The following is a 24,870-nucleotide window of genomic DNA, read 5'->3' on the forward strand; positions in this document are numbered from 1 at the left end:
GAATTATTTTAGACACAACAAAGATATGAGTAACTCAACAAATACCATTCAGCACATGATGCAAGATATTGGCCGACGTGCTCGTCAGGCATCACGCGCAATGGCGCGGTCATCTAGCGAGCAGAAAAATCAGGCGCTATTGCATATTGCTAAGTTAGTGCGTGAGCGCTCTGAGGAAATTGTCCGAGTGAATGCGCTTGATGTTGCTCGTGCAAAAACCAATGGACAGGATGCAGCATTTATCGATCGCCTGACGATGACTCCAAAGACGATTGAGTCTATGGCCTTGGGTTTGGAGCAAATTGTTTCCCTTGAAGACCCGATTGGAAAAATTACCCCATTGCAAAAGCAGGCTTCGGGTATTGAGCTTGGGCAGATGCGAGTGCCACTCGGTGTGATCGGCATTATTTATGAATCTCGCCCCAATGTGACGATTGATGCTGCTGCGCTGTGCCTCAAATCCGGTAATGCGGTGATTTTGCGCGGTGGCTCAGAGGCAATTGATTCGAATACCTTGTTGGCGCAATTGATTCAAGAAGGTTTGGATGCGGCTAATTTACCCATGGATGCGGTACAAGTTGTGAGTACTACAGATCGCGCTGCTGTTGGCGAAATGATCACTATGACCCAATATATTGATGTGATCGTTCCACGCGGTGGCAAGAGTTTGATTGCACGTTTGATGGCAGAAGCACGCGTGCCGATGATTAAGCATTTGGATGGCATCTGTCATACCTATATTGATGCAGATGCGGATGTCGCAATGGCAATCAAGGTTTGCGATAACGCCAAGACTCAGCGCTATGCACCTTGCAATGCGATGGAGACCTTATTGGTTAATAAAACCATTGCACCACAAGTGCTCCCAGTGCTTTGTAAGATCTACCAAGATAAGGGTGTAGAGTTGCGCGTCGATGACCAAACGCGAAATACTCTTGAGGCAGCCGGTTTTAAAGACTTAGTCAATGCCACTGAGGAAGATTGGCAAACAGAATATTTGGCACCAATTTTATCGATTAAGACTGTTGCGGATATCGACGAAGCAATGGGTCATATCGAACAATACGGCAGTAAACATACTGATGCCATCATTACCAATAATCAAGTGCGAGCGAATCGTTTCTTACGTGAAGTCGATAGCGCGAGCGTGATGGTCAATGCCAGCACCCGTTTTGCTGATGGCTTTGAGTATGGTTTAGGCGCAGAGATTGGTATTTCCAATGACAAGCTACATGCTCGTGGCCCTGTTGGCCTAGATGGCCTGACCTCTCTCAAATACATCGTCATGGGTCATGGCGAAATTCGTACTTAATCTAGTCTCATAACAGAACGGAAATAATTCATCATGGGTAATGCATATTTATGGACCAAGACTTTTCATATCGTCTTGATTGCCTCTTGGTTTGCTGGTTTGTTTTATCTCCCACGTATCTTTGTGAACTTGGCTGATGAAAAAAATCCTGAAGTTTACGCGCGCCTTCTAGGAATGGCGAATCGCTTATTTCGATTTATGACAATCTTGGCGGTACCTGCCGTATTGCTAGGTCTTGCTTTGTGGTTGTATTTCAAAATAGGTTCAGGCGAAGTATGGATGCATGCCAAGATGTTCCTCGTGCTTCTGGTGATTGGCTATCACCATGCGTGTTGGGGCTTGCTCAAAAAGTTCCGCAATGGCGTCAATACCCATTCAGGAGTTTGGTATCGCTGGTTTAACGAAGCGCCAGTCCTCCTCCTCGTGATCGTGACCGCTTTGGTAGTCATTAAGCCTTAATTTTTTTCATCCCTTTTAGATTGCTAGCCTCATGAGATTTTTTGTTGTTTGTCCAGGCGGACTGGAAGTGCCTCTTGCAAAAGAGCTAGCAAGTATTGCGCAGCGTCCTGACTGTAAAGCGCTGGGTGCTTGGGTGATTGATCCTACACCTACGAGCCCTACAGGTGGGGTGGGTTTGGCGGCGCCAATATCGGCTGCTATGGCATTGAACTTGCATTCACGGATTGCCAGTCGAGTATTGCTGCAGATGGCGGAATCGCCATACCGCCAGGAAGAAGATTTGTATAAGTTGGCTAGTGGTTTAGCTTGGGAAGAATGGTTTTCTTCTAAACAAACTCTGCGTGTTGATGTCACGGCGCATCGCTCCCCATTGAAGAGCTTAAATTTTGCAACCTTGAAAATCAAGGATGCGATTGTTGATCGTTTACGTGATGTCACTGGTGATCGCCCCAGTATTGATACCGCATTTCCGGATGTGCGGGTACAGGCGCATCTCACGGCAACTCATGTCACGATCTATTTAGATACTTCAGGTGAAGCCTTATTCAAACGTGGCTGGAGAGATGAAAAGGGTGATGCTCCTTTAAAAGAAAATCTTGCAGCAGGCATCCTATTGCTTACGGGCTGGAAACCATCGCAAACTTTATTTGATCCGATGTGCGGTAGTGGCACTTTTTTGATTGAGGCTGCTCAAATGGCTTTGGCTATACCGCCGGGGGCTATTCGGGCGGGGATGTATGGTGATGACGCCAAGCCGAGTCGCTTGGCCTATCGCCCATTAGTCACCTCCGCTCATGGCTTTGGATTTGCGCGACTCAAGCCATTTAATGAGGTTGCTGAACAAAAGCGTTGGGCCTCTCTAAAAGACGCTGCACATGCTGAAATGATGGAGAAGCGTAAACAGTTCCCAGATTCAGAATCTTTGGGTATTAGCGGTGGTGATATTAATGAGCGCTTGGTAGCGATGTTTAAAGGTAACTGGCAGCGGGCTCAGTTGCTGGGATTGCCAGTAACCCGTCAAATTGATGCTTTAGCAAGTAGGCCGCCAGCAAATACTCAAAATGGTGTGATGCTATTGAACCCGCCTTATGGTGAGCGCTTGGTGATCAAGGGTGGACGCGGTCAAGATCGCGCTGCAGGTGGCGATATGGAGAGAGATTCATGCGAACAGGCTGAAGAGCCAGAGGATCGCTATGCCTTTAATCTGGAAACAGGGCGTCAAAGTGCTAAACGCTCTAGCCGTGAGTCTCTCAAAAAGCTACAAGCTCAAGAAGAGCAGGATCCTAAATTTGTCGAATTCTTAAGGCAGTTTGGCCAGCATCTCAAGGACGCTTTTGGTGGTTGGAATGTCTTTGTATTGACAGCGGATATGGCCTTACCAGGGCAGTTGCGTATTAAGGAATCTAAGCGTACGCCTTTATTTAATGGCCCCCTGGAATGCAGATTATTTAAGTTCGAGATGCATCCAAAGCGTGATGCTGCATCCGATTTAAAATAAAAAAGATCAATAAGGAATACGGTAATGGAATTCAAAACATATATGTGCTTAATTTGTGGCTGGGTCTATGACGAAGCTGCAGGTTTACCTGAAGAGGGTATTGCGCCAGGCACGCTTTGGAAGGATGTGCCCATGAACTGGACCTGTCCTGAGTGTGGTGCACGCAAAGAAGACTTTGAAATGATGGCGATCTAATAGATCAATTTAATTAAGCAATATTTAAATTCATTATCTAAATCGGGAAAAGTATCTTGGGAAAAAATGACATCTTATTTGAGCGCGCACAAAAGACAATTCCTGGGGGCGTGAATTCTCCAGTACGCGCCTTTCGTCAGGTAGGCGGTACACCGCGCTTTGTTGCTAAAGCTAAAGGCCCTTACTTCTGGGATGCTGAAGGTACGCGCTATATTGATTTAATTATGTCTTGGGGCCCCATGATTGCGGGTCATGCAAATCCAGAAGTGGTGGAAGCAGTCAAGCAGGCTGCAGAAACTAGCTTTAGCTACGGCGCCCCTACCGAAGGCGAAATTGAATTAGCAGAACGCATTTGCCAATTGGTACCGAGCATTGAGCAAGTGCGGATGGTGTCGAGTGGAACTGAAGCTACTATGAGTGCACTACGTCTCGCACGTGGTCATACAGGGCGTGATCTCATTATTAAATTTGAAGGTTGCTATCACGGTCATGCTGATAGTCTTTTGGTGAAGGCGGGCTCTGGCCTCTTGACCTTTGCAGATTCAACTCAAAATGCACCATCATCTGGTGGTGTGCCACAGGATTTGGTTAAACATACCTTGGTATTGCCATATAACGATGTGGCAGCACTGAAAGAGGTATTTACAAAGCAGGATAACCAGGTTGCCGCGGTGATTATTGAGCCGTTTGCTGGCAATATGAATCTTATTAAGCCCTCAAAGGAATTTCTATCGACACTGCGTCAGTTGACGAGCCAGCACGGCAGTGTATTAATTTACGACGAGGTGATGACCGGATTTAGGGTTGCCTTAGGTGGCGCGCAATCTCTACAAGGCATCACTCCCGATCTTACTTGTCTTGGCAAGGTCATGGGCGGCGGTATGCCAATGGCTGCCTTTGGCGGTAAAAAAGAAATCATGTCTAAGTTAGCGCCTCTGGGTAATGTTTATCAGGCAGGTACCTTGTCTGGCAATCCGGTAGCGGTAGCAGCGGGATTAAAGACGCTGGAGATTATTTCTCGAGAAGGTTTCTTCGATTGTCTAACTGGGCAAACTGAAAAACTGATGGCCGGCTTAAAGCTGGCCGCGGATGAAGCGGGTGTGCCATTTGCTGTTGATAGCGTTGGCGGTATGTTCGGCTTTTACTTTGCTAATGAGGTCCCAAGCTCTTTTGAGGCAGTCACTAAAACCGATATCGAAGCATTTAAGAAGTTCTTCCACTTGATGTTAGATCAAGGGGTGTACTTAGCACCCTCTGCTTATGAGGCTGGATTTACTTCCATTGCTCATGACAATACAGTTTTAGAAGAAATCATCACTGCCGCAAAAACTGCATTTAAGAAGCTATAAGAAACTATAAGGGGCAGAGTCAGAATTACATTCTAAGTGGATGGTCGTAGCCATCTACTTGGATAATTTTTAGATCCTTGCTTGGCTTACCTGATTCTGGAACTTCCATGGCAGTCAGTTTTCCACCCCAGACGCAGCCTGTATCGAGGCCAATGACATTCCCATGCTGGAGTAGTCCTAGAGTTGACCAGTGCCCGAAGTAAATCAGAGAGTCTTGCGTTTTTCGTTTAGGAGTTTTAAACCAAGGGATATAGCCTTTGGGGCCATCCTCAAAACCTTCCTTGCTTTCAAACTCCATCATGCCTGCTGGAGTGCAAAAACGTATACGGGTTAGTGCATTGGTGATGACGCGCAAACGCTCATATCCCTTTAGGGAGTTACTCCATTTATTGGGAGTATTGCCGTACATATTCGCTAAAAAGTCTTTGTAGGATTTTTTGCGCAGCGCTTTTTCTACTTCTTGCGCGCATTCAATCGTTTGCTGAAGATCCCATTGAGGTAGAACTCCGGCATGAACAGTAAGTACTTTTCCATTACTCAGAGCCATTGGCCTATGACGTAGCCAATCCATTAACTCGGCTCTATCAGGCGCATCTAGAATCGGTTGTACGGTATCTAGCCCTTTAGTTTTTCGGATGCCGGCATCTACCGCAAGCAAATGGAGATCATGATTTCCGAGGATGCACTCAATGTGTTTCTCTTCTTGTAATTTCTTGAGGTAGCGTAGGGTGCCTAATGAGTCAGGGCCTCTGTTTACGAGGTCACCTAAAAAAATCATCTTAGATTGGGCGGGTAGTTTTTTAACGAGCGCCTTCAAAGAGGGTGCACACCCTTGAATATCACCTACGGCATAGATCTTGCTCATGCCCTATCTTAAATCGGAAAGTGTTAGAGCCTTGAACAAATTAATCAGATGCAGTTTCTGGGCTGACCTTTTTGACGACGCTATAGCGCACCAAGGTCTTTTTGCGTGCCTCATCATGATTTACAACCGGCAGGGGATAGTCACGTCCCAAAAGAAGGCCGGCAGCTTCTAGTTCAATGTGACCAGCTTCCCAAGGAGCATGAATCGACTTCTTGGAGAGTTTTTCTAGTTGAGGCAAATAGCGACGAATGAACTTACCTTCGGGATCGAACTTTTGGGACTGGGTAATTGGATTAAAGATGCGGAAGTAAGGTTGCGCATCGCATCCCGAAGAAGAGGCCCACTGCCATCCACCATTGTTGGAAGAAAGTTCAAAGTCATTGAGGTGTTTTGCAAAATACCTCTCCCCCCAGCGCCAATCTATGCCTAAATCCTTAGTAAGAAAGCTAGCAACCACCATGCGTAGGCGGTTATGCATATATCCACTTTGGTTGAGTTGACACATGGCTGCATCCACTAATGGATAACCCGTTTTGCCATCACACCAAGCTTTAAATAATTTCTTGGCAGTGGCGCCACTTTCCCATTCGATATTGTCATAGTCTGGTTTGAAGGCGGCGCCCTCAGCAAGACGTGGGTGATTGGCTAGAATCATGAAATAAAAATCACGCCAGATGAGTTCGCTTAACCAGATCGTTGCACCCATGCTGCCAGCCAACATGCGACGATGTGCTTCACGCACTAAGCCTCGAATCGAGAGCATGCCAAAGCGAAGGTGTGTGGATAGATAGCTCACACCTTTAATGGCAGGGAAGTCTCGACCGATTTGGTATTGATCAATGCGGTGGAGGAAGTCTTCCAAGAAACTCTGGCCACCTTCAGATCCTGGCGGGAGATAAGTTTCAATTCCAGTTGGGCTAAAGCCCATAGACTCTAGGGATGGAATAGGGGATTCCAAAGTATTTGGGATGGCTGCGAATTGCCCATTTTTAGGGGTGCAGTCATAAGCTGCGATATCTTTTTCTTGTAGCGTTTTAAGCCAGTTGTTCTTATAGGGCGTAAAGATTGAGAACACCGTGTTCGAGTTCGTTAGAATTTCTTTTTTCTCAAAGATCACTTGATCCTTGAAAGTCTCCAATTCAATCCCAAGTTTTTCTAGTGATCTGGCAATAGAGGTATCGCGTGCAATTGCCGATGGCTCATAGTCATGATTGGTGTAAACAGTATTGATACCCAAAGTCTCAGCAATTCTTGGAATACACTTAGTGGGCTTGCCATACTGAACAATCAGTCCGCCACCTTGTTTACGTAATTGCGCATCTATTTGTTGCAAGCCCTGCCAGATAAAGTCGACACGTCGATCATGCGTTAAGCCGCCACCCGCCTGATCATCGACCTTCAATGGGTCTAGAATTTCGGTATCGAAGATGAAGGTCATCCAGACCTGGTTGTTATTGGTAAGGGCATGGTGAAGCGCCGCATTGTCATACAGGCGTAAATCACGGCGGAGCCAAACTAGTGCTTTTTTCATAGCCCCTATATTAGGGCTAATTAGGCCGACCTGCTTGGCTTGCGAGTAATATCCTGCTTATCAATAGATTATGAATTTATGGACACTTTATTTTTTGTTTTCTCTAAGATCGTGCAGTTTTGCATTGAGCCGCTCAACTGGGTTATTGTTTTTGTAGCGCTCAGCTTGTTATTTCTGAGTCTTAGAAAACCCAATCTATGCAAACGATTCCTGCTATTCGCTTTGGCAGATTTATTACTAGTAGGATGGTTACCTACTTCTGAGGTCTTTTTAAGAACTCTTGAGAATGCCATACCCAAGATTCAGCTTTCGCAGATGTCAGAGGCAGACTTTGGTGGAATCATTATTTTGGGTGGCGCCGTTGAGGGCGGTGAAATCGCTTTGGATCGGGGTGAGATCTCAATTGGATCTGCTGCTGAGCGGGTTACTAAAGCCTTTGAGCTGATTCGCAAGTATCCCGATCTGCCCTTTATCTTTACTGGCTTTTCTGGGCGCCTATCACCGGTTGGCGTGTCCGAGGCAGATGCCTTTAAGCAATTGGTTGCTGAGCAGGGTTTGCCAGATAAAAACGCCCATTATGAAAACCAATCCCGTAATACCTATGAGAATGTTGTATTGATTAAACCTATGATCTTGGAGTTGGGGGCTAGGAGCGCCAAAGAAGCTGATGCACCCCCAAAACCTTGGTTGCTGATTACTTCAGCGAGTCATATGTATCGGTCGGTAAAGATATTCCAAAAACAGGGGATTATGGTGATTCCCGTTCCTGTCGATTACCAAACGGGAAATCGATTGCATTGGGGTTCATTTGATCTGATGGAGGGTGCCAAGCAGTGGAATAACTTCCTGCATGAGACGGTCGGTCTTCTAGCCTACCGGATTACTGGAAAGATCTGAGTAGGGCAGAGAGTTCGGTAAAATAAATCCACATGAACACGGCTAAAAAAGCCCCTGTGGGTCAAGCTGCAACACCCACCCAGACTTCCCAAGCTTCTGCTGCTGGGTCCTCAATTGCTTATTCCGCTGACCACCTAGCAAATCAATTCCTCATTGCCATGCCAGGGATGGTCGACCCCAATTTTGCAGGTTCAGTTATCTATCTTTTTGAGCATACCGAACGCGGTGCAATGGGCTTGGTAATTAATCGCCCAACCGAGCTCGATATGGGTGCCTTATTTGAAAAAATTGAGGTCAAGCTGGAGGCCGAGCCAGTATCTGAGCAACCGGTCTATTTTGGTGGTCCAGTACAAATCGAGCGTGGTTTTGTCCTGCACGAGCCTACTACAGAGGTGACTTATAGCTCTTCATTGGCCGTTCCAGGCGGTTTGACTATGACAACATCCAAGGATGTGCTTGAGGCGGTGGCAGCCGGCTCTGGACCTAGTAAATTCTTAATGACCTTAGGTTATGCAGGTTGGAGTGCTGGCCAGCTGGAGGAAGAAATTACTCTCAATGGCTGGATCAATGTTCCCTTGTCCCAGAAGCAAATGGTTGAGATTATTTTTAATACGCCCTCTAGCCAGCGCTATGAGCAGACAATGAGTTTGTTGGGGTTTGACCCATCCCATCTATCTGGCGAGGCAGGACATGCCTGAGAGTATTGGTAGGAACGCAGAGTTGACAGTGATGGCCTTTGACTTTGGGACGCGGCGGATTGGTGTTGCCGTTGGTAATACTTTGACCAAAGTTGGCCAGCCCTTAAAGATTATTGAGGAGCCATCAGAGGATGTGCGATTTAGGGCTATTCAGGCCCTTATAAAAGAATGGCTGCCAAATCGGTTGGTGGTGGGCTTGCCATGCCATCCTGACGGTACAGAGCATGAGATGAGTGCCATGGCCCGCCGCTTTGGTAATCAGCTGAACGGACGCTTTCAGTTGCCGGTGGAGTGGGTGGATGAGCGCTATACCTCTGCCGTTTTAGAAGGTGACCCCGATATGCGAGACAATTTGGATGCACAGTCTGCGGCCTTGATTTTAGAGCAGTATTTCCTTGAAAAGAATTGGATTAGTTGAGATGAATGCAGAGCAGTCCTATCTGAAATTACTAGAGACTTTAAGTCAGCGCAAAAAGGCTGGTGAGGTATTTGAGTTGGCCGGTCTTGCAATGGGTGGAGCGTGGATTGCAGAACGTTTAGCTACCGATTTAAATCTTCCCTACTTTGGCGTAATTAATGTGGCGTTTCATCGCGATGACTATGCTGAGAAGGGGATCACAGCGCTTCGCACTGCCAGCACGATGTCCACCCATCTTCCTTTTGAGGTCAATGGTGCAAACGTGATTTTGATTGATGACGTTTTGCTTACTGGTCGTACGGTTCGTGCAGCGCTCAATGAGTTATTTGATTTTGGTAGACCTGCCCAAGTCGAGTTGATGGTTTTGGCGGATCGTGAGAACCGTGAGTTGCCGATCTCATCCGACTTTGTAGGAGAGAGAGTGAGTGTTCCAGAGAATCAAATATTGGTTTTAGAAAAAGATAATGCTGGTAAGTTCAGCTTCCAATTAGAGGAACGGGTAGCATGAGCGGAATGAACGACCTAGTAAACGCCCCGGTAAATCAATTCAATGCCGCTGGTGAGTTAACTCACTTGCTTACTTTAGAGGGTTTGCCGAAGGAGCAAATACTCCATATCCTCGATACTGCACAACAGTTTGTGAGTGTGACTGATCCCGCTAGAGAAGTGAAGAAAGTACCGCTCTTACGTGGCAAGAGTGTATTTAATTTGTTCTTTGAAAACTCTACGCGCACTCGCACTACTTTTGAGATTGCTGCTAAGCGTTTATCAGCAGATGTCATTAACTTAGACATCTCTACATCTTCTACTGCAAAAGGCGAAAGTCTTTTAGATACGATTGATAACTTAGTGGCTATGCAGGCGGATATTTTTGTAGTGCGCCATAGTGTTTCTAGAGCGCCGATTGAGATTGCCCAGCACGTTCCTGCGCATGTTCACGTAGTCAATGCCGGTGATGGTAGTCACCAGCATCCTACCCAAGGCTTGTTGGATATGTATACGATGCGCCACTTTAAGAAAGACTTTAGCGGTCTGAAAGTAGCGATTGTGGGCGATATTGTGCACAGCCGAGTTGCTAAATCGAATATTTGCGCATTGAGAACTTTGGGTTGTACAGATATTCGTGCGATTGGACCCGAGAGTCTTTTGCCAAGCGATTTAGATATGCTGGGAGTAAAAGTATTCCACAGTATGGAAGAAGGTTTAAAGGGTGTTGATGTAGTCATGACCTTGCGTATTCAGAAGGAGCGCATGGAAGCAGGACAAGTTCCAGAGGGCGATGCTTTCTTTAAGCAGTATGGCTTAACGCCTACGCGCTTGGCTTTGGCTAAGCCTGATGCCATTGTGATGCATCCAGGTCCCATGAATCGAGGCGTAGAAATTGATTCTGCTGTAGCGGATGGTCCTCAGTCAGTCATTCTCAATCAAGTCACCTTTGGCATTGCAGTGCGTATGGCGGTGATGTCCATCGTTGCTGGTAACTAGTCTCTGTTGCGAGCAATTGCGCCAATGCAAAAAAAGAACTGGTTGATTCTGTCGCATGGCTTCAATATGGATGGACGAGCATCTAGTCTCACCATTACTGACAAGATCCCTTATTTATTAGATGCTGGTATCAAGCCGCATGTCTTTAGTGCAATTACTGGCATTAAAGATGCCCGCTTTCCGCATAAACAATTTCTAGCTTGGGGTCCAGCAGCTTTTCGTTTTGATTTCCGGCATTGGATTGCTAATCAATACGGCAGGGGATGGTTTTACAAGATCTCCACGGGATTGGTCTCACTGGTGCTTGCGCCGTTTATTGCGCTGGAGAAATTCTTTCTTGGTTACTCTAGTCAATGGTCATGGGCAATGCCGGCTTATTTCCATGGTCTAAAGCTAATAAGAGATGGTAAGGTCGATTTAATCTACTCGACTGGAGGCGCTTGGTCTGCCCACTTAGCAGGTTTATGGCTCAAGAAAAAAACTGGATTACCTTGGATATTGGAGATTCATGATCCGCTAGTCATACGTCAGAGCCCAATTGATCCTGGTTTTGATAAGCCCAAAAATCGCGATGCGCAATTTCGCCAATATCTCGAAAAACAAATTTGCAAATATGCAGATTTAGCTTGGTGGTTTACAGATGGTGCTTTGCATTACGCAAAAGTTCGCAATCCGAATCTCAATACACCAAACAATGCCCATGGTTTTGTGATTCTGCCAGGTGCAGAGCCTCCGGGAGGTCTTAGTGCATCGAAGATGCACCAATATTCTGAGCATCTCAATTTATGCCACTTTGGATCATTGGCAAACGATCGCTCTCTCTCAATCATTCTTAAGGCGCTTGTCCCGCTATTCAAGAAATTCCCCGAAGCTAGGCAGAAGATTCGGGTGCATGCTTACGGTGCCCATTTGGATCCCCTAACAGCTGAGGTTGTGAAAAGCCTGAAGTTTGAGGATATTTTATTGGCCCATGGCCGTCTAGAAAAAGATCCAGCAACTGGTAAATCGGGTAGAGAGCGTGTAGTGGAAAAAATGCAATCTGCAGATGTGTTGATTCTCTTGCACGGTAACGACGAGTGGTGCGCAGAATACATTCCCTCTAAACTTTATGACTATCTTTGGACGGGTAGACCAATTTGGGGTATCACTCATCGCAACCCCCAGCTAGATCAGATGCTGCTCAATCGGGGCGCTTACCTAAGTCCGCAGAGTGACCCTCAGGCTGTAGCGCTTGCTTTAGAAAGAATCTGGCTGGATTGGAAAAATCAGCAATTGATGGAGCCCAAGTGGCTACTGGTTGGAGTTGATCAAGCCGTTCATAATATTTTGGCAAAGGTAAGCAAAAGTTTATCTAGTGGTACTCAAAAGAAAGATTAAAGACTATGTTGAATTTTGTTTTGTATTGCTGCACTTTCAGAAAAGACTTGTTGCGAACTGTGAAGTTGGCTGAAAGCATTCATAAGCACAATAAAAATAAGATTCCTTTCTATATATCCGTTCCAGCGGATGATGTGGAACTATTCAAAAAATACCTAAAAGAATTTGATGTCATTATTTTTGATGAAAAAGATATTTTTGTAGCCAATCCAAAATTAGATATTCAAAAGTTGTACTCCATTCGTGGCGGACTAAGGCAGCAGGTTATCAAGTCTGAATTTTGGAGGCTTGAGATTTCAAAAAATTATTTGGTACTGGATTCAGACTGTATTTTTATTCGAGATTTCGATGAGCGTGATTTCATCTTCAAAGATGATGTACCTTATTCCATCATTCATGAGGGCCGTGATCTACTTCAAGCTACTGAGCGTTTTGGACCTAAGAAAATTCGCCAACATTTTTTAGCGGATCGCGAGCCTATTAAGGCTGCCTTAGGGCGAACTGGTGTGACTTATGATTTTGGTTATGCTCCATTCCTGTGGAGCGCTAAGGTTTGGGAGTCTTTGGATGAAAAGTATCTCACTCCAAATGACATGAACTTCTTGGACGCAGTGTTGCTCTGTGGGTCAGAATTTACATGGTATGGGGAGTCACTCATAAATTTTTGCGCCGTTCCAATTTACCCACGTGAGCAACTATTTAAACACTATCACTATGAGCATCAATTGTGGGCAGATCAAGTGTTGGGCTATAAGGAAAGTCTCTTAGCTCATGACTACTTAGGAGTCGTCTATCAATCCAACTGGGAGAGTTGGGGGGATTTTGGCCCTTCCAATAAGAGCGTGTCATCAAGAGTATGGAGAACAGTAAAGCGAGCTCTAAAGAAGATGCATTTTAAGCTTTTACTTATAGCTGGCTTCTTTTAGTTTGAATGCCAATAACTAAACAATGCTGAATTTATCGAACGTCACCCTGCTTTGTGTTGAAACAAGGGATCCAGAATTAGCGCATTGGGCAATTGATAGATGCCTAGCAGGTACTCACTTTGCTAAGGTAGTGCTGATAACCAATATTAATTTAGTTAATAACAAACGGGCAGATATTGAATATGCTCAGGCTCCACCCATTGCGACTACTAAGGATTATTCTAACCTCCTGCTAACAGGGATTGACCAGTATGTAGTGGGCTCCCATGTGCTAATCATTCAGTGGGATAGTTTTATCACGCACCCTAATCTCTGGCGCAATGAATTTCTAGACTATGACTATATCGGTCCAGTCTGGCCCCACCACCCTCAAACTCCTGTAGGCAATGGTGGCTTCTCATTGCGCTCAGTCAAGCTATTGCAAGCAATCAAGCGCCCAGGCTTTATCAGGAAGCATCCAGAGGACTATTGTATTTGCGTGGATAACAAAGACTTTCTTGAAAAAGAATGCGGCATCCAGTTTGCGCCATCTGAGGCTGCTGAACAGTTTGCTGTTGAGCGCTCAGAATGGCATGACGCATTTGGTTTTCATGGACTCTTTAATTTTGGTCGAGTTTTGTCTGACAAAGAAATCAATGAATTTTTATCTCTATCTCCAGGCCTTACTCTTAGGAATATTGATGCTTATGATTTGTTCAATTACTTAGTAAGCAGCGATAGAAAATCAGTCGCTCAGATGCTAAAGGCCCGCATTCGCTTTATCTGGAGATACAGAAGGCAATATTTACGAATGCAATTCCAGTAAAAGATTAAACCTTAACTTTCTTCAGTATCGATATGAGGTGGGTATGGGTTCTATACTGCTCCAATACTGTAAATTTACCGGTAAATCCATACATACTTCCTAGTCGTATACCGTCATTAAAGTAATCAAACGTCTCTTCGGTAATGTAATTCACATGCGTTGGATCGTTAAAAGCTGCTTTGAATGGATAAACCGGGGTGAATGAGAAAAAAATTCCCCCCTCCTTAAGCGTTCTCCATATCTCATTCATGAGCTGAATGAAGGGAAATCTACAGTCCGGTGCATAGATTATCCGTGGAACATGCTCAATAAAGTCAAAGGCAGTAATGTAATCGAAAGTCCTATCTTCAAATGGAATTGAATGAATAGTGAGATCGACACTTTTAATCTTATGATCAAGATCTTCGCGAATATCAATCCCCCATTTGATGTTTGCTTGGAAAGGATTGCGAGGATTTGCGCCACAGCCAAGATCTAAGGTGGTCGATTCTGAAAGTCCTAGACTTTTAGCGCTATATTTTTCATAGATGCCATCAAGATTGCGAATACGTTTAACCTTTAAGAAGGTTTGATTGGATTTTGTGAGGAGAGCAATGGTGGCAAAGATATTTTTAAATGGGAACATTTTTGACTAAAGAGTTGTTTTTGGCTGAGTGATGAATTTATGTAGTAATTATTTCATCTTTTTGACTGCGCCCTTTAGATTTATTATGAAATAGCTAATTTGAAGGGAAATTCGATAAAATAAACACCCTATATATAAATACATGGAAATAGTCATTTAATGCGAATATTGCGAGTTCCTGACCTCAATAAAGTCGGGGTAATTCTGATTTTTATAAGCTCTGTGTTATTGGGTATTTGGGCTACTGTGCATACGATTACTCTAGGGAGAATTCTAAGCAATTCAATGCCGATGTATAGGGAAATTTGAGTGACTACTAAGCCCAAAATTCCAATTAGTGAAAATATAACAAATTCCACTAAAGGTCTTTTTTGAATGCTACGCGTAGAAAATACAAAATAAATGCTAAATAAATAGGCAGAAATAACTCCGCATAAAAATCCTATGGATGCAGATTGCATCCATGTCAATTGTAAAATTCTTAATGAAAAAGAAAATAACCCTAAATCAAGAGCTAAAGACAGCAAAGATGCAATGAAATATTTATATAATTCGTTGTTCCAGAAAAAATTAACCAACTTCATTATTTTATTTCGCAATGATTAATTATGATGGTGAGTATTTATTGAATCACGAATATATTAATGGATGCAGCTTATCTCTAGAGTAAATTAAGTGATCAAACAATCTTTGATTGTATAGGTTTTTTCTTGAAGCCGTTTTTAATGGGTTATTTCGGATTATTAATTGCGATTATTATTGTTTTTGTCTAATAAAATAAATAATCAAGAAATTTAATTCTTTTGGGGCTTAATTTGATTCTAGTAACTGGCGGCGCGGGCTTTATTGGTGGCAATTTTGTTTTGGATTGGTTGGCTGATCCAAAAGCTGAGGGAATTATCAATCTCGACAAGCTGACCTATGCGGGTAATTTAGCCACGCTAGAGTCTTTGAGGGATGATCCTCGCCATGTTTTTGTCCATGGAGATATTGGTGATAAAGATTTAGTTGCTAGATTGCTTAAGAAGCATCAGCCGCGTGCGATTATCAACTTTGCTGCTGAGAGTCACGTGGATCGTTCAATTCATGGGCCGGCTGAATTTATTACCACCAATATTGTTGGTACTTTCAATTTGCTTGAGTGTGCTCGTGAATATTGGAATAGTTTAGATGAGTCTGCCAAGCAAGCCTTCCGCTTTCATCATGTATCAACTGATGAGGTTTATGGTTCGCTGTCTGCCGCTGCTCCTGCATTTACAGAAACCAACTCTTATGAGCCCAATAGCCCATACTCCGCATCCAAGGCGGCCTCCGATCATTTAGTGCGCGCCTGGTTTCATACCTATGGCTTTCCTGTGCTTACAACTAATTGCTCGAATAACTATGGACCATATCACTTCCCAGAAAAGTTAATTCCATTGGTGATTCTGAATGCACTTAACAGTAAGCCATTACCAATTTATGGTGATGGTCAGCAGATCCGTGATTGGCTCTATGTTGGCGATCATTGCTCGGCCATTCGTGAAGTATTAGTTAAGGGAAAATTAGGTCAAACTTACAACATTGGTGGCTGGAATGAAAAAGCGAATATTGATGTCGTTAAAACTATCTGCGCAATTCTGGATGAATTAAAGCCACGTGCTGATGGCAAGTCTTACGTAGATCAAATTACCTACGTAAAGGATCGCCCTGGTCATGACCGTCGCTATGCTATTGATGCCAGTAAGGTAGAGCGTGAGCTTGGTTGGCGGCCGGCAGAGACCTTTGACACAGGCATTCGTAAAACGGTGCAATGGTATTTAGACAATCCTGTTTGGGTGGAGGGCGTAGTTAGTGGCTCTTATCGTGACTGGTTGCAAAAGCAATATAACTAAAGCTGATTCATCTCTATGAATATTTTGGTGTTTGGCAAGGATGGTCAATTAGGTAAAGCATTTCATGTTTTATTAAGCTCTTTTATGCCTGCTTTGGCAGATAAGCCCAATATTCAATATGTAGGCCGCTCTGAATGCGATCTTGCTGATCCGACCGCTTTAAGCGCACTCTTAAATCAATTGCAGCCCAAGCTGATTATTAATGCTTCGGCATATACCGCAGTTGATAAGGCTGAGACCGAAATCGATCAAGCATTTGCGATTAATGCAAAAGCCCTTGAAGTCATGGCGCAATATGCATCAGACCATGGCTCTACTTTCCTGCACTACTCCACAGACTACGTCTTTGATGGTGAGAAATATGGCTATTACCTAGAAGACGACATGCGCAACCCTTTAGGGGTATATGGGAAAAGCAAGGCTGCTGGTGAAGAGGCGATTGCCAGAATCTTTGCTAGCAATACCGGTAATGGTCAATATGCCATCTTCAGAACTAGTTGGGTGTATGGAGATGGTGGCAATTTTATTCGGACCATCTTGCGACTCGCTAAAGATCGTGAAGAGCTGAAGATCATTGATGATCAGTATGGCGTGCCAACAAGTGCTGCATGGTTAGCGAAAGTGAGTTTAGATTTTGTGGCAGATGACAAGTTAAAGATCAAAGAATTTTCTTCTGGCATTTACCACGCTGTTCCCGCTGGAGAAACTACGTGGTACGGTTTGACAACCTTAGCGGTACAAGTGGCATTAGAAGTTGGAGTGACCTTGAAGGCAGTGCCAAGTGCAATCAAGCCCATTCCTGCTGCGGAATATCCTTTGCCTGCTCCTAGACCCATGAATTCAAAGATGTCTACGGATAAACTGCATCAAGTATTTGCAGGTCGGGGCGATATGTCAAAATTAGAACAATTGAACCAGCCTTGGGATAAGGCTGTCCGGTCTTATGTCATTCATTTGGCTAAAGATGGACTTATCTAGAAAGAATGCTATGGCAGTAAATCAGATGAATCGTAAGGGCATTATTTTGGCGGGGGGCTCTGGCACTCGCTTGTACCCAGTTACTCAAGCGGTCTCTAAGCAGCTGATGCCTGTCTATGACAAGCCGATGGTCTATTACCCTTTAACGACGCTCATGCTTGCAGGCATTAGGGATATTTTGTTAATTTCTACACCACATGACACGCCTCGTTTTACCGAGTTGCTTGGCGATGGTTCGCAATGGGGTCTAAATATTGAGTATTGTGTTCAGCCGTCTCCTGATGGATTGGCTCAGGCCTTTACTCTGGGGAAGAATTTTATTGGTAATAATCCAAGCGCCTTAGTTCTTGGAGACAATATTTTCTATGGCCATGAATTAGTTGATCAGTTGGATAGCGCTAATGATCGTACTGGTGGTGCAACTGTATTCGCTTATCACGTAAATGATCCAGAGCGATATGGCGTTGTCGAATTTGATAGAGATTACAAAGCATTATCAATTGAAGAGAAGCCCCTTGAGCCACGAAGTAGTTATGCGGTAACAGGACTCTATTTCTATGACAACCAGGTGTGTGATATCGCATCATCTATTAAGCCTAGTGCACGTGGTGAGCTTGAGATTACCGATGTCAATCGCGTTTATCTTGAAAAGAACGAGCTCAGCGTAGAAATCATGGGTCGTGGTTTTGCGTGGCTTGACACCGGAACACATGATTCTTTATTGGATGCTGCAGGCTTCATTGCTACTCTGCAAAAGCGTCAGGGCCTGATGGTGGCTTGCCCTGAAGAGATTGCTTATCGCCAAGGTTGGATCAGTGCTGAAGATGTTCTTAAAGTTGCCGCTCAACTAAGTAAGAATAGCTATGGTCAATACCTCAGTAAGATTGTTAATGAGCTCAATACCTCCGGCCAAGCCGTTTCCTTATCGCATAAGAAGATAATTGGATGATCACATCTTTGAAGCTAGAAGTCACACCTACCGACATTCATGATGTATTGGTAATTGAGCCTAAAGTATTCGGTGATGAACGTGGTTGGTTTACTGAATCCTTTAATGCTCAAGACTTTGCGGCGGCTACTGGTCTGAATGTGGAGTTTGTTCAAGATAACCATTCCTTTTCACGCCAATGGACTTTGCGTGGCTTGCATTATCAATTGGAACAGACCCAGGGTAAGCTCGTTCGCGTTGTAGCAGGCAGTGTTTTTGATGTTGCTGTGGATATTCGTAGAGATTCACCGACATATGGAAAGTGGGCTGGCGTTGAATTGAGCGCTCAAAACTATAAGCAAATGTGGATTCCTGCAGGCTTAGCCCATGGCTTCCTCGTCTTATCAGAAACCGCAGAGTTTTTATACAAAACGACCGACTACTATCATCCGCAAAGTGAAGCCTGCTTAGCCTGGAATGATTCGACCGTCGGCATTGAATGGCCCCTGCCTGCCGGTGTTGCCCCAAATATGAATGCCAAAGATTCTGCTGGTTTATCGTGGGATGCTGCTCCTAAGTTTTAATTAAATTTAGGGGTATTTTTAAAAGATAAGATAATGCTCGTATGAGCAATTCTCCCAAAATCTTGCTAGTAAAACTATCCTCCCTCGGAGATGTATTACACAACTTGCCGATTGTGTGGGACTTGCGTGCACGCTTACCGGACGCGCAAATTGATTGGGTGGTGGAAGAGGGCTATGTTCACCTACTTGAGCCCTTATTGACTCGAGATGGTTTTAGGGGAATTGATCGCATCATTCCTTTTAGTTTACGCCGCTGGAAGAAAAATCTCTTTGGCTTGGCGATCTGGAAAGAGTTTTTTGCGTTTAGAAAATCACTTCAATTCACTACTTACGATGTATTGATTGAAACGCAGGGCCTACTTAAATCAGCCATCGTATGCTCCCTTGCTAAGAAAAGCTCTAATGCCTTAGTTGTAGGTCTTGCTAATGCAACGGAGTTTTCTGGATACGAGCCACTGGCTAGATTTTTCTACAATCAGTCAGTACAAGTTCCTAGGCAGTGTCATGCTGCTGATCGTTCGCGTTGGGTGATGTGCTCAGCCTTGCATTGGCCTTTGATAGGACGAGGTGATACACCTCAGTTCTACCCTACTAATTTTGTGCAGGGAATTTCCAATAGCACTATTGAGGGCATGAAAGCGCCTTATATCTTATGCTTTCATTCCACGGCCAGAGAAGCTAAGCGTTGGTCTAATGAGAATTGGGTTGCGCTAGGTAAAGATTTATCTGCTCGAGGATATCAAGTGGTTTTTCCTTGGGGAAATGCCACTGAAAAATCTGTGAGTCAATTGCTTGCCTCGCAGATTCCTGGGGCCCTAGTACCACCAGCCTTTTCTATTGAAGAGGCTTTTATAGTGATCGCTGGCGCAACCTTAACGGTAGGGGTGGACACTGGCCTGACGCATTTAGCAGCAGTGCTCGATAAACCTACAGTAGAAATTTATTGCGATTCACCACGCTGGAAAACTGAAGGCTATTGGTCTAAGCGAATTGCTAATGTAGGTGATATTCAAGATCCACCAAGCGTTCAAGAGGTTCTTGACGTATCCTTAAAGCTTCTAAAGTAAGTTCTTAGCGCAGCAGTGCATTGATAGAAAGCAGATCTTCATCTGATAGTGTAGCTGCATGCGCTTTAAGCCTCATCGCATTGAGAATGGTGTTGTAACGCGCCTGCTGTAATTGTGAGCGGGTAGTAATGAGGGTATCTAGTGCGATTAACACGTCAATATTGATCAACGTCCCCACTTGAAATCCTAGCTTGCTGGATTCTAGTGCGAAATTAGATGATCGCTCTGCTGCTTCATAGGCTTTGACGCTAGCTAGACCCCCGTAAAATCCAGTAAAGGCAGTCCTAGTATTCTGAGCTGCAGTGCGCCGAGCATTATCGTAGTTAGCTTTGGCTGCATCAAGCAAGGCTGCATTCTGACGAATGACAGAGCTATTAAATCCTCCCGAAACCAGTGGGATTGTCATTTGCAGGGCAATCGTATTGTTGTAAATATTAGTGTTTGAAGGAGCATAGCTATTAGCACTTCCATTAGCGGTGTTGTAGCCGGCTGTTCCAACAAAGTTTACAGAAGGATAGTTGAGTGCTTGTGAGCCTCGGTAAGTACTCTCAGCAAGACTGACAGATAGTTGGCCTGCCAAGACATTAAAGTTTGCAGTCTCAGCTTGCTGGATCCAATCATCGAGAGTTTGGCCTTTTGGTAGTTGTGGGTTAACACTCTCCGCAATAGGGATGCCGTTACTATCTTTATTTTTTGAGCGAGGATCTTTTAAGACTCCATCAATCTTCGCTTCTTTGATGAGTGGCCTTAGAGGGCCTACTGGGCGCCCAGTGAGTTGTTCCAATACGCCACGCTTAACCACTAAATCGGCTTGAGCACCTATCTCTTGAGAGTTAGCAAGATCCAATGCTGCCTGTGCTGTATTGACATCAACAATGGTGGCTATGCCAGCATCAAATTTAGCTTGTGCGATCTCAAGCTGTTGCTTAATGAGACTTTTCTTATTGCGAAAAAGTTCTACGTTGTCTTGGCTAGTAAGTGCATCAAAGTAAGCTTGCGAGACCCTCAAGATCAGATCTTGTTGCGCTAAATAAAAACGCATGTCTGCAATTTTCGTATTGAGATCGCCTTGCTTTGATGCCTCAAATGCTGCCACGTTAAAAACGGGTTGTGTGAGGGTTACGGTATAACCCTTTTGATCAAAAACGCGAGAGTTAGCCGAATAACTTGTTAAGGCCGATCCATTGGTTGCATGTTGATAGTATCTAGTGCCAATCGGGGATGCACTTGCTTGGGGCAGTAAAAGAGATAAGCCCTGCCAATAGAGTTCTTTGCTTGCCTGGTAGTTAAAGCGTGCGGCATTGAGAACTGGATCGCTAAATGCAGCCTCTTGATAAAGGCGAATGAGGTCTGAAGTCTGTCCAGCGGGGTTGGCTGTACTATTTCCACTAAGGTTTGAGGGTGCATCAGAAGTCGGTATAGCCACCTTAGGGGCAACCACCATTTGTGGGGGTATATCTAGCCCAATTAAGGATGGAGCGCTCATTGAGGTAGGTAGCGATGGCTTTGCCCCGTTGGCAGCCTGCGCAAAAGTATTGGTTGACGTCGCACTGAGTCCGAGCACTTGGCATAGGATTAGGCCAAAGGTGCTAAGTTGCGAGAGGCGAAAACGGGCTGGGGTCATCTGATTCAATTACTTTTTATGTGCCATGAAGTTTAAGGCTTATTTCAGCAAAACGCCTTAATTGAACCTCATTTTGCCAAATCCTCTGTAAGGCTTCATCTATCTATAAAATCAGGACTATGGATCTAATTTTGCTAGGTAAAGCAGTAATACTGGGTGTTGTCGAGGGCTTAACGGAGTTTTTGCCAATCTCCAGCACAGGACATCTGATTTTGGTAGGTGATTTGCTTGACTTCAATGATGAGCGGGGAAAAGCCTTCGAGGTCATTATCCAGTTTGGTGCCATTTTGGCGGTGTGCTGGGAGTTTCGAGAAAAGCTCTGGAAGGTGGCCTGTACTATCAAAACAAGCGCAATCTCTCGGCGTTTTGTAATAAACCTAGTCATTGCATCGATTCCTGCGATGGGTCTTGCCTTTCTGTTTGGTAAACATATCAAGGCTGTATTGTTTGCACCCATTCCGGTTGCTAGCGCTTTTATCGTAGGGGCACTCGTAATCTTTTGGGCTGAGAAACGTCAGAAAACAGTCATCGCGAGCAAAAACTCCATTCAGTCGGTAGATGAGCTCACTCCTTTGGATGCATTGAAGGTGGGTTTAGCTCAGTGCGCCGCTTTAATACCAGGAACCTCCCGCTCCGGAGCAACCATTATTGGTGGAATGTTATTTGGTTTACCGCGTGCAGTAGCTACTGAGTTCTCATTCTTCTTGGCTATCCCAGTTATTGGTGGTGCTACTGCCTATGAGTTACTGAAGCTTTGGAAGAACCCTGTTTCTTTATCTGGGGACTTTACTTGGGCAATTATGGTCGGCTTTATTTCTGCTTTTGTATCGGCTTTCATTTGCGTACGCTGGCTGATTCATTATGTTGCTGGACACAACTTTATTCCTTTTGCTTGGTATCGAATCATTTTTGGTGTGCTGGTGTTATTAAGTGCATACACTGGTTTAGTCGCTTGGTCACATTGAAGTGGCCCTCATCAATATTAATAAAGATCGACTGGAAAACGAATGGATGTATCAATAGACGCAATTACGAATAATATTCAATTAGCCCTTGCCCCAGTATTTTTATTGACTGCAGTAGCTACTTTGATTAATGCGATCTCTGCTCGCTTGGCTCGTTCAGTGGATCGTATGAGGGCTATTCAGCACCGCATTCAAGAAGGTGGGATTCAGGATCAAGTCCTGTTGAATCACATGATGAAAGAGGCTAATGAAGCAAAAGTGCGGGGTCGTCTTTGTACTGCCGCTATATTTTTTGATGTATTAAGTGGTGTATTTATTTCACTTACAGTACTAGAACTTTTCTTCTTTCAAGCGGGCGCGGTTCGATCATTGCAGGCCACTTATGTCATTTGGACTTTTGTGCTTGGCCTGATCTCATTTATGACTTCGCTCTCTATCGTTTTGAGTGAAGTGGTTTATGCTTATTGTTCGGCTGGCTGGAATACACCCTTTCCAAAATAAATCTTTTAAAGATCAGTATTTCGTGAACACCACAAGAACAGATCGTATTCGGTCCTTTGTCCTGCGTGCAGGCCGGACTACTGCCGGACAGCAACGCGCCATTGATGAACTGGGTCCCCAGTTTTTGATTCCGTTTCAGGATCAGCCTTTAGATCTGCAGCGAGAATTCAGTGGCTCATCACATCCCAAGATTTTAGAGATTGGTTTTGGTATGGGTGAGACCACTGCCAAAATTGCTGCTTTGCGCTCCGGAGATGATTTCTTGGCGATTGAAGTGCATCCTCCTGGGGTGGGCGCCCTACTGAAATTGATTGGCGAGAATAATCTCACCAATTTGCGTCTGATTCGTCACGATGCCGTTGAGGTTCTAGAAAAAATGATTGCCCCCAATTCTTTAGATGGCATCCATATTTATTTTGCAGATCCATGGCATAAGAAGCGCCATCACAAACGACGCTTGATTCAAGCAGAGTTTGTAAGATTATTAATTTCTCGTTTAAAGCCCGGAGCTTATTTACACCTCGCAACCGATTGGCATAACTATGCTGAGCAAATGTTGTTGGTTTTAAATGCGGAGCCTGATTTAGTGAATACCTCGACCGAGCAAATGAATATTGAAACTTTTTCTGCGGCTGATACAGCAAGTGATTTTGAGCTTGCTAAAAAGCCCCTTAAAGAATTTAAACCTACCCTCGAGCAGCTTGATGCTAAGCATCCTGGATATGTTGAGAGGCCTGCATACAGGCCGACCACTAAGTTCGAAAACCGCGGAATTAAGTTAGGCCACGGAGTGTGGGACCTGGTTTACAAAAAGAAGTAAAACCAATCACCAAGAGCGAGACCACAGCTAGCTGCTTAACCAGCCTGAATTTCAGTGCTACGTAATCTTTGCGCTAGCAGATCGAGTACGCCATTGACGTATTTATGGCCATCAGTGCCACCAAAGGTTTTCGCCAATTCCACGGCCTCATTAATAGCCACTTTATAGGGAACAGCCAAATCAATAGCCAGTTCGTATGTGCCAATGAGTAGGGCAGCATGTTCTACAGGAGACAGCTCATTGATCGGACGGTCGAGGGCTGGGGTAATAATGCCCTCTAGTTCGTCAGTACGCTCTAGGACGCCAGTAAAAATACCCTGAAACAAATCGTGTTGGCAACGGCGGAAGCCAGGATCCTCAGCCAACTGCTTGGCGATTGCCGCAGCATTCGGAAGACTACCTGCTCGGCGCATAACTAGGCTTTGATAAACTCCTTGTAAGGCATATTCACGAGCACGACGACGTGGTGTGAGTGAACGTTTAGGAGCGCTGGGCGCACTGGGTGTGCCTGATGTTGTCTGTGGGCTAGGTAAGTTTTTATTCATTTTAGGAATTACTCTTCTGAAGGATTGATTTCAAAATCAATATCGGGAGTAAGGGCTAAAGCCAAGTTAGCCATTTCAACAACAGCTCTTGCGCAATCAGCACCTTTTACCTGAACACGAACCTGGGCTTGCTCATCCGTTTCGCAGGTGAGGACACCATTGGCAATCGGTAATCCAGATTCAAGGCAAACACGGGTAATGCCAGCACCAGATTCATTCGAAACCAGCTCAAAGTGATAGGTCTCGCCACGGATGATGGCGCCTAGCGCAACCAAGCCGTCGAACTCGCCTGTTTCAGCAAGCTTTTGCAGTGCAAAGGGGATTTCTAGTGCGCCTGGGACGGTGACCAATTTGATGTCAGATTGCAACACACCCAGTTTGATTAACTCTTCAATGCAAGCGGTAGTGAGTGCAACGCAATACTCTTCATTGAAGCGCGCTTGCACAATACCTACACGCAGATCTTGGCCATTGAGGTCGGTGGCGAGTACGCCTACTGCGGATTCATCGTTACTTGTATTCATATTGTTTGCCGAAATTGCTT

General features: G+C 44.7%; 28 protein-coding genes. 21 read left to right on the plus strand and 7 right to left on the minus strand.

Annotated elements, in window-relative coordinates; all coding sequences use genetic code 11:
• Positions 1-25: 25 nt before the first annotated feature.
• Genes ICN27_RS01335 through hemL form a run of 5 tightly spaced genes read left to right on the plus strand, consistent with a single transcriptional unit; the run spans position 26 to position 4,813 of the window.
• Positions 26-1,312 carry a glutamate-5-semialdehyde dehydrogenase gene (locus ICN27_RS01335; protein ID WP_216268669.1) on the plus strand — a complete coding sequence of 429 codons (1,287 nt, stop codon included), beginning with the start codon at positions 26-28 and terminating at the stop codon, positions 1,310-1,312.
• Between the two features lie 33 nt (positions 1,313-1,345).
• On the plus strand, positions 1,346-1,771 hold the full coding sequence (locus ICN27_RS01340; protein WP_216268670.1) for a CopD family protein: 426 nt from the start codon (positions 1,346-1,348) through the stop codon (positions 1,769-1,771).
• Positions 1,772-1,802: 31 nt separating this feature from the next.
• A complete protein-coding gene (locus ICN27_RS01345) occupies positions 1,803-3,269 on the plus strand; it encodes a class I SAM-dependent RNA methyltransferase (protein WP_216268671.1) in 1,467 nt (488 codons plus the stop codon).
• A 24-nt stretch (positions 3,270-3,293) separates the two neighbouring features.
• Entirely contained in the window at positions 3,294-3,464 is a 171-nt protein-coding gene (locus ICN27_RS01350; RefSeq protein WP_011902084.1) for a rubredoxin, read from the plus strand.
• Between the two features lie 56 nt (positions 3,465-3,520).
• Positions 3,521-4,813 carry a glutamate-1-semialdehyde 2,1-aminomutase gene (hemL, locus tag ICN27_RS01355; RefSeq protein ID WP_216268672.1) on the plus strand — a complete coding sequence of 431 codons (1,293 nt, stop codon included), beginning with the start codon at positions 3,521-3,523 and terminating at the stop codon, positions 4,811-4,813.
• A 25-nt stretch (positions 4,814-4,838) separates the two neighbouring features.
• Here hemL and ICN27_RS01360 read toward each other — a convergent pair whose 3' ends face one another.
• On the minus strand, positions 4,839-5,678 hold the full coding sequence (locus ICN27_RS01360; RefSeq protein WP_216268673.1) for a symmetrical bis(5'-nucleosyl)-tetraphosphatase: 840 nt from the start codon (positions 5,676-5,678) through the stop codon (positions 4,839-4,841).
• A gap of 40 nt (positions 5,679-5,718) precedes the next feature.
• Positions 5,719-7,209 carry a deoxyribodipyrimidine photo-lyase gene (locus ICN27_RS01365; RefSeq protein WP_216268674.1) on the minus strand — a complete coding sequence of 497 codons (1,491 nt, stop codon included), beginning with the start codon at positions 7,207-7,209 and terminating at the stop codon, positions 5,719-5,721.
• A gap of 78 nt (positions 7,210-7,287) precedes the next feature.
• On the opposite strand from ICN27_RS01365, the gene ICN27_RS01370 reads away from it, so the two are divergent.
• From ICN27_RS01370 to ICN27_RS01405, 8 genes are all read left to right on the plus strand, one after another.
• A complete protein-coding gene (locus ICN27_RS01370) occupies positions 7,288-8,106 on the plus strand; it encodes a YdcF family protein (protein WP_216268675.1) in 819 nt (272 codons plus the stop codon).
• Between the two features lie 158 nt (positions 8,107-8,264).
• Positions 8,265-8,804, plus strand: a complete 540-nt coding sequence (locus ICN27_RS01375; RefSeq protein ID WP_255534991.1) for a YqgE/AlgH family protein — start codon at positions 8,265-8,267, stop codon at positions 8,802-8,804.
• Complete coding sequence (gene ruvX / locus ICN27_RS01380) at positions 8,797-9,222, plus strand: Holliday junction resolvase RuvX (protein ID WP_216268677.1); 426 nt, start codon at positions 8,797-8,799, stop codon at positions 9,220-9,222. The genes ICN27_RS01375 and ruvX overlap by 8 nt, the downstream gene beginning before the upstream one ends.
• A gap of 1 nt (position 9,223) precedes the next feature.
• The gene (gene pyrR, locus ICN27_RS01385; RefSeq protein ID WP_216269226.1) at positions 9,224-9,730 is read left to right on the plus strand and encodes a bifunctional pyr operon transcriptional regulator/uracil phosphoribosyltransferase PyrR; all 507 of its coding nucleotides are present in this window, start codon (positions 9,224-9,226) and stop codon (positions 9,728-9,730) included.
• Between the two features lie 5 nt (positions 9,731-9,735).
• Positions 9,736-10,707, plus strand: coding sequence for an aspartate carbamoyltransferase catalytic subunit (locus ICN27_RS01390; RefSeq protein WP_216269227.1), 972 nt, complete (start codon positions 9,736-9,738; stop codon positions 10,705-10,707).
• Between the two features lie 24 nt (positions 10,708-10,731).
• On the plus strand, positions 10,732-12,084 hold the full coding sequence (locus ICN27_RS01395) for a hypothetical protein (RefSeq protein WP_216268678.1): 1,353 nt from the start codon (positions 10,732-10,734) through the stop codon (positions 12,082-12,084).
• A gap of 5 nt (positions 12,085-12,089) precedes the next feature.
• Positions 12,090-13,010, plus strand: coding sequence for a DUF6492 family protein (locus ICN27_RS01400; RefSeq protein WP_216268679.1), 921 nt, complete (start codon positions 12,090-12,092; stop codon positions 13,008-13,010).
• Positions 13,011-13,032: 22 nt separating this feature from the next.
• The gene (locus tag ICN27_RS01405) at positions 13,033-13,815 is read left to right on the plus strand and encodes a DUF5672 family protein (protein WP_216268680.1); all 783 of its coding nucleotides are present in this window, start codon (positions 13,033-13,035) and stop codon (positions 13,813-13,815) included.
• A gap of 4 nt (positions 13,816-13,819) precedes the next feature.
• Here the strand turns inward: ICN27_RS01405 and ICN27_RS01410 are convergent, their stop codons facing one another.
• Both ICN27_RS01410 and ICN27_RS01415 read right to left on the minus strand, forming a co-directional pair.
• Positions 13,820-14,440: a class I SAM-dependent methyltransferase gene (locus ICN27_RS01410; protein WP_216268681.1), complete on the minus strand. Its 621-nt coding sequence runs from the start codon at positions 14,438-14,440 to the stop codon at positions 13,820-13,822.
• A 152-nt stretch (positions 14,441-14,592) separates the two neighbouring features.
• Complete coding sequence (locus tag ICN27_RS01415) at positions 14,593-15,024, minus strand: GtrA family protein (protein WP_216268682.1); 432 nt, start codon at positions 15,022-15,024, stop codon at positions 14,593-14,595.
• 231 nt (positions 15,025-15,255) lie between these two features.
• Between ICN27_RS01415 and rfbB the strand changes: the two genes are divergently transcribed.
• From rfbB to waaC, 5 genes are read left to right on the plus strand one after another with little or no spacing between them, the layout of a single operon-like run.
• On the plus strand, positions 15,256-16,314 hold the full coding sequence (gene rfbB, locus ICN27_RS01420; protein ID WP_216268683.1) for a dTDP-glucose 4,6-dehydratase: 1,059 nt from the start codon (positions 15,256-15,258) through the stop codon (positions 16,312-16,314).
• A gap of 15 nt (positions 16,315-16,329) precedes the next feature.
• Complete coding sequence (rfbD, locus tag ICN27_RS01425; protein ID WP_216268684.1) at positions 16,330-17,292, plus strand: dTDP-4-dehydrorhamnose reductase; 963 nt, start codon at positions 16,330-16,332, stop codon at positions 17,290-17,292.
• Between the two features lie 25 nt (positions 17,293-17,317).
• Positions 17,318-18,241 carry a glucose-1-phosphate thymidylyltransferase RfbA gene (rfbA, locus tag ICN27_RS01430; RefSeq protein ID WP_216269228.1) on the plus strand — a complete coding sequence of 308 codons (924 nt, stop codon included), beginning with the start codon at positions 17,318-17,320 and terminating at the stop codon, positions 18,239-18,241.
• Positions 18,238-18,804 (plus strand): dTDP-4-dehydrorhamnose 3,5-epimerase, encoded by a 567-nt coding sequence (rfbC, locus tag ICN27_RS01435; RefSeq protein ID WP_216268685.1) that lies wholly within the window; start codon positions 18,238-18,240, stop codon positions 18,802-18,804. Before rfbA ends, rfbC begins: the two co-directional genes overlap by 4 nt.
• 41 nt (positions 18,805-18,845) lie before the next feature.
• Positions 18,846-19,871: a lipopolysaccharide heptosyltransferase I gene (gene waaC / locus ICN27_RS01440; protein ID WP_216268686.1), complete on the plus strand. Its 1,026-nt coding sequence runs from the start codon at positions 18,846-18,848 to the stop codon at positions 19,869-19,871.
• A gap of 4 nt (positions 19,872-19,875) precedes the next feature.
• Here the strand turns inward: waaC and ICN27_RS01445 are convergent, their stop codons facing one another.
• A complete protein-coding gene (locus ICN27_RS01445; RefSeq protein WP_216268687.1) occupies positions 19,876-21,495 on the minus strand; it encodes a TolC family protein in 1,620 nt (539 codons plus the stop codon).
• A 119-nt stretch (positions 21,496-21,614) separates the two neighbouring features.
• Here ICN27_RS01445 and ICN27_RS01450 point away from each other — a divergent pair, with 119 nt between their 5' ends.
• Genes ICN27_RS01450 through trmB form a run of 3 tightly spaced genes read left to right on the plus strand, consistent with a single transcriptional unit; the run spans position 21,615 to position 23,781 of the window.
• Positions 21,615-22,460, plus strand: coding sequence for an undecaprenyl-diphosphate phosphatase (locus tag ICN27_RS01450; RefSeq protein ID WP_216268688.1), 846 nt, complete (start codon positions 21,615-21,617; stop codon positions 22,458-22,460).
• A 42-nt stretch (positions 22,461-22,502) separates the two neighbouring features.
• Complete coding sequence (locus ICN27_RS01455) at positions 22,503-22,961, plus strand: DUF2721 domain-containing protein (protein WP_216268689.1); 459 nt, start codon at positions 22,503-22,505, stop codon at positions 22,959-22,961.
• A gap of 22 nt (positions 22,962-22,983) precedes the next feature.
• Complete coding sequence (trmB, locus tag ICN27_RS01460; RefSeq protein ID WP_370624462.1) at positions 22,984-23,781, plus strand: tRNA (guanosine(46)-N7)-methyltransferase TrmB; 798 nt, start codon at positions 22,984-22,986, stop codon at positions 23,779-23,781.
• 35 nt (positions 23,782-23,816) lie between these two features.
• Here trmB and nusB read toward each other — a convergent pair whose 3' ends face one another.
• Together nusB and ribH are read right to left on the minus strand one after the other, a co-directional pair.
• Positions 23,817-24,326, minus strand: a complete 510-nt coding sequence (gene nusB / locus ICN27_RS01465) for a transcription antitermination factor NusB (protein ID WP_216268691.1) — start codon at positions 24,324-24,326, stop codon at positions 23,817-23,819.
• An 8-nt stretch (positions 24,327-24,334) separates the two neighbouring features.
• Positions 24,335-24,850 carry a 6,7-dimethyl-8-ribityllumazine synthase gene (gene ribH, locus ICN27_RS01470; RefSeq protein ID WP_216268692.1) on the minus strand — a complete coding sequence of 172 codons (516 nt, stop codon included), beginning with the start codon at positions 24,848-24,850 and terminating at the stop codon, positions 24,335-24,337.
• Positions 24,851-24,870: the final 20 nt, after the last annotated feature.

This window comes from Polynucleobacter sp. Nonnen-W13 (assembly GCF_018881735.1).
Taxonomy (GTDB): Bacteria; Pseudomonadota; Gammaproteobacteria; order Burkholderiales; family Burkholderiaceae; genus Polynucleobacter.

Bases quoted from the DNA above. Each gene is read 5' to 3' on its own strand.
- ICN27_RS01335 (WP_216268669.1), top strand. From the start codon at position 26: ATGAGTAACTCAACAAATACCATTCAGCACATGATGCAAGATATTGGC.
- waaC (WP_216268686.1), top strand. From the start codon at position 18,846: ATGAGCAATTCTCCCAAAATCTTGCTAGTAAAACTATCCTCCCTCGGA.
- ICN27_RS01375 (WP_255534991.1), top strand. From the start codon at position 8,265: ATGCCAGGGATGGTCGACCCCAATTTTGCAGGTTCAGTTATCTATCTT.
- ICN27_RS01405 (WP_216268680.1), top strand. From the start codon at position 13,033: ATGCTGAATTTATCGAACGTCACCCTGCTTTGTGTTGAAACAAGGGAT.
- pyrR (WP_216269226.1), top strand. From the start codon at position 9,224: ATGAATGCAGAGCAGTCCTATCTGAAATTACTAGAGACTTTAAGTCAG.
- ICN27_RS01445 (WP_216268687.1), bottom strand. From the start codon at position 21,495: ATGACCCCAGCCCGTTTTCGCCTCTCGCAACTTAGCACCTTTGGCCTA.
- ICN27_RS01365 (WP_216268674.1), bottom strand. From the start codon at position 7,209: ATGAAAAAAGCACTAGTTTGGCTCCGCCGTGATTTACGCCTGTATGAC.
- nusB (WP_216268691.1), bottom strand. From the start codon at position 24,326: ATGAATAAAAACTTACCTAGCCCACAGACAACATCAGGCACACCCAGT.
- ICN27_RS01345 (WP_216268671.1), top strand. From the start codon at position 1,803: ATGAGATTTTTTGTTGTTTGTCCAGGCGGACTGGAAGTGCCTCTTGCA.
- ICN27_RS01395 (WP_216268678.1), top strand. From the start codon at position 10,732: ATGCAAAAAAAGAACTGGTTGATTCTGTCGCATGGCTTCAATATGGAT.
- ICN27_RS01390 (WP_216269227.1), top strand. From the start codon at position 9,736: ATGAACGACCTAGTAAACGCCCCGGTAAATCAATTCAATGCCGCTGGT.
- ICN27_RS01455 (WP_216268689.1), top strand. From the start codon at position 22,503: ATGGATGTATCAATAGACGCAATTACGAATAATATTCAATTAGCCCTT.
- ICN27_RS01360 (WP_216268673.1), bottom strand. From the start codon at position 5,678: ATGAGCAAGATCTATGCCGTAGGTGATATTCAAGGGTGTGCACCCTCT.
- ICN27_RS01400 (WP_216268679.1), top strand. From the start codon at position 12,090: ATGTTGAATTTTGTTTTGTATTGCTGCACTTTCAGAAAAGACTTGTTG.
- ICN27_RS01370 (WP_216268675.1), top strand. From the start codon at position 7,288: ATGGACACTTTATTTTTTGTTTTCTCTAAGATCGTGCAGTTTTGCATT.
- ribH (WP_216268692.1), bottom strand. From the start codon at position 24,850: ATGAATACAAGTAACGATGAATCCGCAGTAGGCGTACTCGCCACCGAC.
- ruvX (WP_216268677.1), top strand. From the start codon at position 8,797: ATGCCTGAGAGTATTGGTAGGAACGCAGAGTTGACAGTGATGGCCTTT.
- ICN27_RS01450 (WP_216268688.1), top strand. From the start codon at position 21,615: ATGGATCTAATTTTGCTAGGTAAAGCAGTAATACTGGGTGTTGTCGAG.
- ICN27_RS01340 (WP_216268670.1), top strand. From the start codon at position 1,346: ATGGGTAATGCATATTTATGGACCAAGACTTTTCATATCGTCTTGATT.
- rfbA (WP_216269228.1), top strand. From the start codon at position 17,318: ATGAATCGTAAGGGCATTATTTTGGCGGGGGGCTCTGGCACTCGCTTG.
- ICN27_RS01415 (WP_216268682.1), bottom strand. From the start codon at position 15,024: ATGAAGTTGGTTAATTTTTTCTGGAACAACGAATTATATAAATATTTC.
- rfbD (WP_216268684.1), top strand. From the start codon at position 16,330: ATGAATATTTTGGTGTTTGGCAAGGATGGTCAATTAGGTAAAGCATTT.
- ICN27_RS01350 (WP_011902084.1), top strand. From the start codon at position 3,294: ATGGAATTCAAAACATATATGTGCTTAATTTGTGGCTGGGTCTATGAC.
- rfbC (WP_216268685.1), top strand. From the start codon at position 18,238: ATGATCACATCTTTGAAGCTAGAAGTCACACCTACCGACATTCATGAT.
- ICN27_RS01410 (WP_216268681.1), bottom strand. From the start codon at position 14,440: ATGTTCCCATTTAAAAATATCTTTGCCACCATTGCTCTCCTCACAAAA.